Origin of the sequence: Finegoldia magna (assembly GCF_003182075.1) — a bacterium.
GTDB lineage: Bacteria > Bacillota > Clostridia > Tissierellales > Peptoniphilaceae > Finegoldia > Finegoldia magna.
The window spans coordinates 1-9,006 of sequence record NZ_QGTH01000034.1 but is presented as its reverse complement, the minus strand read 5'-3'; the positions used below and the strand labels follow the sequence as shown (position 1 = coordinate 9,006).

Sequence of the window (9,006 nt, the reverse complement as noted above, 5' to 3'; positions counted from 1 at the left end):
CAAATCTTACATACCTAATATTTAGTTGTTATTCAATTTTTCTAAGCCTAAATTTTTAGGCTTGTTTGACATGCCTTAAATTTCAAGATAAATTATTTTTTATTCTCTCTTGACATTTGATAGCTGGTCTTCTTTATTTAAGTATTCTTGTACTATTTTCATCTTAAATTTTGTACTATATTTTGTCATGAAAAAACTGACCTCCTCAAGTTGGTTTTGGGTCCAACTTTTTGGGGTCAGTTCAATTGTTGGTGGTTTTTCCGTCTACAATTATACAGATTGATTATTACCTGTAAATATTATAAAATAAAATAAAAACAGGAGGGAATATATGAAAAACAAATTCAAATTAATCGTTTGCGTGAGCTTTATGTTGGTATTATTTGCAAGTTGCAACCAAAAACAAGATGAGCCTACAAAAAAAGCCACAGGAGTTGAATCCAAAAACGTAACCACACAAGAAGACAAACAAAAGGCTATCGAAGAGTACGAACAAAACATCAAAGGCGTCAAGGAAATCAAAGTAGAAGAACTTGATGAAGTGAGCGCCGGAAAAGAAATCACGGTGTATCTTGGAAGAAAAACTTGCCCAGATTGTCAAAAATTTTCAAAAATATTCAAACCATTCGTATCCAAATATGAAATCTACTACATAGATAGCGTCGCTGGAATCAAGAAATCTCCAGAAGATTTGAAGAAATTCAGAACCGACAACGACCTCAAAACAGTCCCAGCAGTATTTCGAGTTAAAGACGGAAAAATCACCGATAGAATGAACATCGACGACAAAGTGGGAACTACACCAGAAGAATTACAAAAGTTTTTTGATAAGAAATAAGGATAAGCCATAACGTTAGTTATGGCTTGTTGCTTTAGCCTCCCAATCATCATCTAAAGGAGGATATTTAAATTTTTGTCTTTCTTTAGGGCTCAGACTCTTATAATCATCTTTTGATTGGAATTCGATAGAATCTAGACTCATTTTACCAGGATTTGGGTAATCGTCGTAGGTATAAACGAGAGTAAAACCAGGAGGATCTTTTATCTGCACTCTGTATACTTGGTTTCCTTTTATATAATCTTTTATCGCTTTTATCTCTTTTATGTTATCTTCTTTTAAACCCTGAGCATCCATATATCTGTACAATTTTTTGTATCCATAATGTCTTTGAACAGGGACAGCAATAATCCACTTTCAAGCTATAAATACTACAAGACATAGTAGTAGTATTTTGATTATTAAAAACTTTTTCTTTTTCACATATAACGCCCCTCTCTTTGAGATTATTATACTATAAAATAAAAAGGAGTCGAAGGTATGAAAAGATTTTTCTATTATTTTATTTATTAAAATTGTTAACTTACCATACTTCGTTTCCTACAATTTCTCCCCAATCAATATCTTCTTTTTCATATTGCCCATTAAAATCTTCAAACAAATCTTCAATATTCATTTCATCATCAGACGAATTTTCGATTATTAGTTTGTTATCCTCAATTTTTAAATCCAAAATATCATCATCTTTCCAATTTAAAACATCCAAAGTCGACCCTGGAATTTGCAACACATGAGAATCTCCACACTTAGATAATTTGGTTTTCATAATTCCCCCTAAACGTTAAATTATTAATATATAGTATATGCTTTTTTAAAAAATTTTTGAATGTCCTTTGATATTCCTCCATCAAAAATATAGTATAATTATAATACAAACACGAAGGAGATATACAGATGCAAAAAACAACAAAAACAAACTTCAGAAAAATATTGAAACTAGTTTTATGGGCAGTTCTGGTTATATTTTGTATTAATTTAATTATAAAATATCCTGTACACAGACACATTGGTTTTGACAGGATGTATAAGTACATGGATATGCAGAAAATCCCAAGAAGTGATATCAAAAGTGTGAGGGCTTTCAGATCCACAAAAACAGACGATTATGTATATTGGGTTGTGTTAAAAGATTTGGAAAATTATAGGTTTGAATATGGATATAATTTGAAAAAAGATAACATGTCATTGAACATTAGTAAGAAAGAATATGATGATGTGTACAAGTATATTAGTGACGAGGAAGTTGCTACATTAAAATATAAACCATTGAAAGAAAGCATTTACTATTTCAAAAAATAAAAACGGATTGTAGATTTGACTCTACAATCCATTTTTTATTCCAAAACTATTAAAAGTTGGTCTGTGTCGATGGTGTCATTTTCTTTGATTAGGATTGATTTTACGATTCCTTCTGATTTGGATAGTATGTTGGTTTCCATTTTCATGGCTTCCACTACTACTAATGGGTCGTTTACTGATACTTTGTCGTTTTCTTTGACTAGAACTTTTACGACTCTTCCTGGAATTGATGCTCCGATTTCTTTGTCGTTGTTAGGATCTGCTACTGATAAGTTATCTTCTTCACGTTCTGTGATTTTCGCAGATTCATCGAACACTTTTACTTCACGTCTGTTTCCATTGACTTCATAGGTGAAGTTTCGGTAGCCGTCTTTTTCCAATCTTCCTTTTTCGATAAGTTTGATGATGAGGATTTTGCCTTCTTCTATTGGAACTTCGACTGTTTCTTTTTCGTTTATTCCTTCGAAGAATGTCGGTGTGTCCATGTAAGTGAAGTTGCCTTTTGTTTTTCTGTAGTCGATGTATTCTTCGAATACTTTTGGATAAAGTGCGTGTGATACGATGTCTTTTTCGTCGAATTCCATTTTGTATTTGTCTTCTAAATCTTTTTTGTCTTTTTCGAAATCAAATGGGTCGATGTAAAGTCCGGCTCTTTTTGTGATTGGCTTTTCATCTTTTAATACGATTTTTTGTAATTTTTCGTTGAATCCACCTTCAGGTTGTCCCATCATTCCTTTGAAGAATGATATTACAGAGTCTGGGTAGTCGAGGTTTTTGCCTTTTTCGTATATGTTTTCTGGAGTGAGCCCATTTGCCACCATGAATATAGCCATGTCTCCGACCATTTTGGATGATGGTGTAACTTTGATGATGTCACCAAGCATGTCGTTGACTTTTTTGTACATTAATTTTACTTCGTCGAATTTTTCTCCAAGTCCGAACGATTCTACTTGTGGTTTGAGGCTGGAATATTGTCCACCAGGAATTTCGTAGCGATAAATTTCTGTTGTACCACTTTTCAAATCGCTTTCGAATTGTGAGTAGTAGGAGCGAACGTCTTTGTAGTAGTTGCTGATTTTGTCACAGTTTGAAAGGCTGATTCCCGTTTGACGTGGCGTGTTTTCAAGAGCGGCTACGACTGAGTTGAGTGCAGGTTGACTTGTGAGTGAACTCATTGAGTTAAAGCAAGTGTCAACTATGTCAACTCCAGATTCACAAGCGTTAATTATCGTAGCGACTCCGTTTCCTGTAGTGTCGTGTGTGTGCAAATGAATTGGAACAGAAATTTCGTTTTTCAATGCTGAGATTAGCTTCGTTGCGGCGTATGGTTTTAAGAGTGCGCTCATATCTTTTATGGCGATAATATTTGCGCCGATGGATTCTAGTTCCTTTGCTTTTTTCACGTAATATTCTAGTGAGTATTTGTCTCTTGATTCGTCCAAGATGTCACCTGTGTAGCAAAGCGTTGCTTCCAAGATTTTTCCTTGTTCAAGTACGCTGTCACACGCAAGTCTCATTCCATCGATGTAGTTTAGCGAATCGAATACTCTGAACACGTCGATTCCGTTTTCTGCAGCTTTTTGTACAAATTTAACCACGACATTATCTGGATAATTTTTGTATCCTACGGTGTTGTTTCCACGAAGTAGCATTTGGAATAAAATATTCGGAATTCTTTTACGAAGTTCTTGTAGTCTAATCCAAGGATCTTCCTTCAAAAATCTGTAGCTTACATCAAATGTTGCGCCGCCCCACATTTCCAAACTGAACAAGTCCTTCATCAATTCATTGGTAGCTTCTGCGATAGGAAGCATATCTCTTGTTCTCATTCGTGTCGCCATCAATGATTGGTGCGCATCTCTTAGGGTTGTGTCTGTGATTAGAAGTTTATCTTGGTTCAAAATCCAATCGCTAAGTCCCTTGGCGCCTTTTTCTTCGAAAATATCTTTGGTTCCTGTAGAATTTGTCTTGGTAAATTCTGGTATTTGTGGAATGTTGTAATCTTTTTTGTCGTTATTAATGGAGCGTTCGCTGATGAAATTCAACACCTTTAATTCCTTATCAGTTGATGGTTTGATGTCGAAAAGTTCAGGATTTTTGGAAATAAATCCAGTGTCACACACTCCTTTGTGGAATTCTTCTGTGTTTAAGACATTGATGATGAAGCCGATATTTGTCTTCACACCGCTGATTTTAGTTTCTCTCAAAGCACGGATTGCCTTGTTGATTGTGTCGTTGAATGTTCTGGAGAAGGCAGTGATTTTAACCAAAAGCGAATCGTAATATGGTGTGATTACTGAGCCTGTGAATCCATTTCCACCGTCAAGTCTCACGCCGAATCCGGAACTTGTACGATACAAATCAATCTTACCAGTATCAGGCATGAAATTATTCGCAGGATCTTCTGTCGTGATACGGCATTGAATTGCGTAACCGTTGCAGTGAACATCGTCTTGTGAATAAATTCCAATTTCATCTGAATCAAAACTTTTGCCGTCTGCTATCAGAATTTGAGTTTGTACGATATCAATCCCAGTGATAAGCTCACTAACTGTGTGTTCTACTTGAACTCTTGGGTTTACTTCGATAAAATAGTGATTTTCGTCTTCGTCCACCAAAAACTCTACAGTACCTGCATTTGTGTAGCCAACTTCCTTGCAGATTTTGATGGCATCGTTGTGAAGTTCGTCCTTCGTTTTGTCTGAAATCGAAAATGCAGGAGCGAATTCCACAACCTTTTGGTGACGTCTTTGAATGGAACAATCTCTCTCGTATAAGTGAAGAATATTTCCGTGATTGTCGGCTATGATTTGCACCTCAATGTGTTTTGGGTTGCGGATGTATTTTTCGATAAACATATCGTCTGATCCGAAAGCTTTCTTGGATTCGTTTTGTGCGCTGACGAAAGAACTCATCAAATCGGATTCATTTTCGACAATTCTCATTCCACGTCCGCCGCCACCAGCACAAGCTTTTACCATAACTGGATAGCCGATTTGGTTTGCGATTTCCAATGCTTCATTTTTATTTCTGATAGGAGTTTCCACGCCCTCGATAGTTTGTACGCCAGCTTTTTTGGCAACTAACTTCGATTGGACCTTGTCACCCAAACTATGTAGAACTGATTCGTCAGGACCCACGAAAATTATTCCGTTTTCCTTGCAACGTCTCGCAAATTCTGCATTTTCACTCAAAAATCCATAACCAGGATGAATCGCATCGCAGTGTTTGGATTTTGCAATCGCAATGATTTTTTCGATATCTAAATAACTCGACAAAGGAGATGCCGCATCTTTTATCAAATACGATTCGTCAGCCTTCGTTCTGAAAAGGGAAGTCTTGTCCTCTTCGCTATAAATCGCAACGCTTCTTATTCCAAGCTCACTACAAGCTCTGAAAATTCTTATAGCAATCTCGCCACGGTTTGCCACTAGAAGTTTTTTTATTTTATCCATATTACACCTCTTTAAATTTGGATATATTCAATATTATTTCGGTCTAACAATTCAATCGCATACTCATCTACACGATAAGCTTCGTGATAATAAATCTTGCTAATTCCTGCTTGAATTAAAGATTTCGTGCAATTCAAACAAGGGAAATGAGTCACATAACAAATACAACCCTTCACAGCAATTCCTTCTTTCGCACAATACAACAAAGCATTCATCTCTGCGTGAATCGTAGCAATACAATGTCCGTCACGCAAAGTGTGACCAACCTCGTCGCAGTGAGGATTGCCACTAATAGCACCATTGTAACCTGTCGATACAATCCTGTTGTCAGAATTCACCAATACACAACCGACAAACGCCCTGTCACAAGTGCTACGTGTCGCAACATTCAATGCCAAATCCATAAAATATTCATTCCAAGATTTTCTCATATTGACCTCTCATCATCATTAAAAAATTTCTTTACCTTTAATATTATCATAAAAGCAAAAAAATCAAAACTGAAAAGATCATGAATAGACAGTAAAAGTAATAAATGGTATATTCAATACAAGTATTATTTTAATAAACGTTTAATTAAAATAAGAACAATAAATAAAATTCTTCTATTATTCAAATTATTGAAAGGGAAAAAATGAAAAATAATATAATATTAAAACATTCAACAAAATACATAAAGACAATTCTAATCGGACTTATATTTCTTATAATTTCACCACTTCTAACAATGCTAATTCCAATATTAAAAATGAAAATTATTGATGAGTATATAGCTATCAAAGATTATAAAGCAATAATAAATACTATATTGTTCATCATTTCATTGCATACGGTTAGTCATATATTTGAATGGATACATAATAAATTTTTTTATACAACAAACTGTAAGATAGTAAGAGATGTTAGGGGAGATATATTTTATCATATATTTTTTTCAAAATTGAGTGACACAAAAGAATATGAAGTTGGAGATTTAATTACTAGAACAGAAGATGATATCAAGAATATGTCTGTATTTTTAATAGATGTTATTGTAAATGCACTCAGAAACATAATTGTGACAATTATATCTCTAGCGATGCTGGTTTATATATCATTGAGAATATCATTAGTAATCTTTTCGGTTGTAATAATTTATTTTTTATTTACGAATTTCTTTAAGAAAAAGATACATGAGCTTTCTAAAATTTACATCAAGACATTATCGGATTCTAGAAATACATTGATATCTTTAATGAATAGGATAGTTTCGATAAAAATAAATTCATACGAAAAATATAGTTATAAAATTTATGATAAATCTATTGTAGATAAAAGAGATTCAAATATTAAGCTGGGCGTAATGAGAAATACTGGTAAAATTACTATAAATTATCTACTATATTTGATGCCATTTATAGTCTTATTAATGGGAAGCTTAATGACGGTGGATAAATTATTTACAATAGGTTCAATAATTGCATATTTAGATTACTTAACAAAGATGATAACTTCATTGGAAGAATTAAATGAGCTTAACTTTAATTTTGCAGCAGCAAAGATTTCATCTGAAAGAATTAATGAAGTTATTAATTTAAAAACTATTAGTGAAAAAGATGAATTGTCAACAGAAATAAATATGAGAGATATTTCTGTAAGTTTTAACGGCAATATTATTTTGAATGATATAGAATTAAAAATAAAAGATTGTGATAAAGTATCTATTATCGGTAAGTCTGGGTCGGGGAAATCAACATTGGTTGATATTATTACAGGAAATCAAACTGCAGATAATGGAGACATAGATTTTGGACAATTAAAGGATTATAATGGTGCCTATATTCCTCCTGAACCATATATTTTTCAAGGGGACTTAGAAGATAATATAGTTTTAGATTCTAATTTTAATGTAAAACAATATCAGAAAGTGCTTGATATTTGCCTTATAGATCCACATGAAGCACCGTATAACGGTAGTCTAAATAATCTTTCTTATGGAGAAAAACAAAGAGTAGAATTAGCAAGAGCACTGTATAAGGGAAAGAATACTCTTATAATTGACGAAGGAATTTCAAATATAGATTTGAATGATTTAAGTGTAATCATTGATAATCTGCTTAATTTAGAAAACTTAACATTAATATATATATCACATAATCAAGAAATTGCGCGTAAATTTCCTTTACAAGCAAAATTAAAAGATAAAAAATTGATTTTTGAAAAGTAAAAAGCCACACAATGTGGCTTAGAGAAATAAAAATATTTACAAAATTATGCGTTGATTTTCTTTTCAAGAGCTGTGGTCAAAACTTCGGAATAATTGATATTTTGACGATCACAAAGTCTAACCAACCATTCAGGGACTGTAACATTTTTTCTGATGGTTTTGTTGTTTTTGATAAATGGTGTGGGATCAACTTGAATCATTGACGTAAATCCATCTTCGACTTTTATTTTTGTAATATCACTTGGTTTAGGAAGTGGAATATCTTCATCAATGAAAGTAGCCAACACGCTTTCTAACATTTGATGAGCGTTTACCATTGCTTCTTCGATATTATCTCCTTCAGTTCCACCACCAAATTCTGGAAATTCCACCCAATATGAATCTTCTTCTTTATGAAAAATAGCAGGATATGATTTTAACATCGTCTAACCTCCTTATGATTTAATAATACGCATAATGCGCATAAAAGTCCAGCATTGTATTAGAATAATATAGGATATAATAAAAAGTGAAGGAGTTGATGCAATGAAAATCACAACTGCAAAAAATTTCAGGGATAATTTATCCGAAATGATTGATGAATTAATAAAATCAAATGAACACCTAAAAGTTACAACAGAAACTGGAAATGTCATCGTGCTTAGTGGGTCAGATTACAACGGGATAATGGAAACTTTAAGAATATATTCAAATCCACAAGAAAAAGAAAAAATAATAGAAGGATTACATACAACAATAGATGATTGTGTACTTGAGGATGAAATTAATCGGAACAATTTATAATCTTTCACCAAAAAAGCCACAACAAAATGATGGGATCGTAAGTTGTATGCTTGACTAAGTAAAGAATTTATATTACAATTGTGTTACGATGTAACACAAGAAAAGGAGTGATTTTATGGCTACTATAACGATTAGATTGAGCGAATCGGATAAGGAACTTTTCACAAATGTTTCAAAAGAAAAAAACAAAACTTTATCAGACTGGGCAAGAGAATCATTATTGGAAAAAATAGAACAAGAGTATGATGAAAAGATAATTAATGAGTATCTTCTAAACAAAGACAAAATGAAATTTTACAGTAATGATGAGGTAAAAAAAGAGTTGGGTATTAACCTGAACCCCAAAATCCGGAATACGGATGGAGGGGTTTTTGTATGCCAAAATACACAAAAGAATTTAAAATAAAATTAGTACTAGAATATTT

Annotated in this window: 10 protein-coding genes; 5 read left to right on the top strand and 5 right to left on the bottom strand. The window is 33.0% G+C overall.

All coding sequences use genetic code 11. The features are described from left to right. Positions 1-331 precede the first annotated feature (331 nt). Positions 332-838 (top strand): DUF6568 family protein, encoded by a 507-nt coding sequence (locus tag DES33_RS09145; protein ID WP_094206440.1) that lies wholly within the window; start codon positions 332-334, stop codon positions 836-838. A gap of 15 nt (positions 839-853) precedes the next feature. On the opposite strand, the gene DES33_RS09140 is transcribed toward DES33_RS09145, so the two are convergent. Further along, the gene (locus tag DES33_RS09140; protein ID WP_227930667.1) at positions 854-1,186 is read right to left on the bottom strand and encodes a DUF3139 domain-containing protein; all 333 of its coding nucleotides are present in this window, start codon (positions 1,184-1,186) and stop codon (positions 854-856) included. A gap of 175 nt (positions 1,187-1,361) precedes the next feature. Continuing rightward, positions 1,362-1,604 (bottom strand): AbrB/MazE/SpoVT family DNA-binding domain-containing protein, encoded by a 243-nt coding sequence (locus tag DES33_RS09135; protein ID WP_110058783.1) that lies wholly within the window; start codon positions 1,602-1,604, stop codon positions 1,362-1,364. Positions 1,605-1,732: 128 nt separating this feature from the next. Here DES33_RS09135 and DES33_RS09130 point away from each other — a divergent pair, with 128 nt between their 5' ends. Continuing rightward, the gene (locus DES33_RS09130; RefSeq protein WP_110058782.1) at positions 1,733-2,137 is read left to right on the top strand and encodes a DUF3139 domain-containing protein; all 405 of its coding nucleotides are present in this window, start codon (positions 1,733-1,735) and stop codon (positions 2,135-2,137) included. A 35-nt stretch (positions 2,138-2,172) separates the two neighbouring features. Here DES33_RS09130 and DES33_RS09125 read toward each other — a convergent pair whose 3' ends face one another. Both DES33_RS09125 and DES33_RS09120 read right to left on the bottom strand, forming a co-directional pair. Then, on the bottom strand, positions 2,173-5,592 hold the full coding sequence (locus DES33_RS09125) for a pyruvate carboxylase (protein ID WP_110058781.1): 3,420 nt from the start codon (positions 5,590-5,592) through the stop codon (positions 2,173-2,175). Between the two features lie 11 nt (positions 5,593-5,603). Further along, positions 5,604-6,023 carry a deoxycytidylate deaminase gene (locus DES33_RS09120; RefSeq protein ID WP_094206434.1) on the bottom strand — a complete coding sequence of 140 codons (420 nt, stop codon included), beginning with the start codon at positions 6,021-6,023 and terminating at the stop codon, positions 5,604-5,606. Between the two features lie 203 nt (positions 6,024-6,226). Between DES33_RS09120 and DES33_RS09115 the strand changes: the two genes are divergently transcribed. Continuing rightward, entirely contained in the window at positions 6,227-7,798 is a 1,572-nt protein-coding gene (locus DES33_RS09115; RefSeq protein ID WP_110058780.1) for an ABC transporter transmembrane domain-containing protein, read from the top strand. A gap of 44 nt (positions 7,799-7,842) precedes the next feature. Here DES33_RS09115 and DES33_RS09110 read toward each other — a convergent pair whose 3' ends face one another. After that, positions 7,843-8,220 (bottom strand): type II toxin-antitoxin system HicB family antitoxin, encoded by a 378-nt coding sequence (locus DES33_RS09110; protein ID WP_094207779.1) that lies wholly within the window; start codon positions 8,218-8,220, stop codon positions 7,843-7,845. Positions 8,221-8,323: 103 nt separating this feature from the next. On the opposite strand from DES33_RS09110, the gene DES33_RS09105 reads away from it, so the two are divergent. Together DES33_RS09105 and relB are read left to right on the top strand one after the other, a co-directional pair. Next, on the top strand, positions 8,324-8,581 hold the full coding sequence (locus DES33_RS09105) for a type II toxin-antitoxin system Phd/YefM family antitoxin (protein WP_110058779.1): 258 nt from the start codon (positions 8,324-8,326) through the stop codon (positions 8,579-8,581). Positions 8,582-8,696: 115 nt separating this feature from the next. Further along, positions 8,697-8,987, top strand: coding sequence for a type II toxin-antitoxin system RelB family antitoxin (gene relB, locus DES33_RS09100; RefSeq protein WP_227930596.1), 291 nt, complete (start codon positions 8,697-8,699; stop codon positions 8,985-8,987). Positions 8,988-9,006 lie beyond the last annotated feature (19 nt).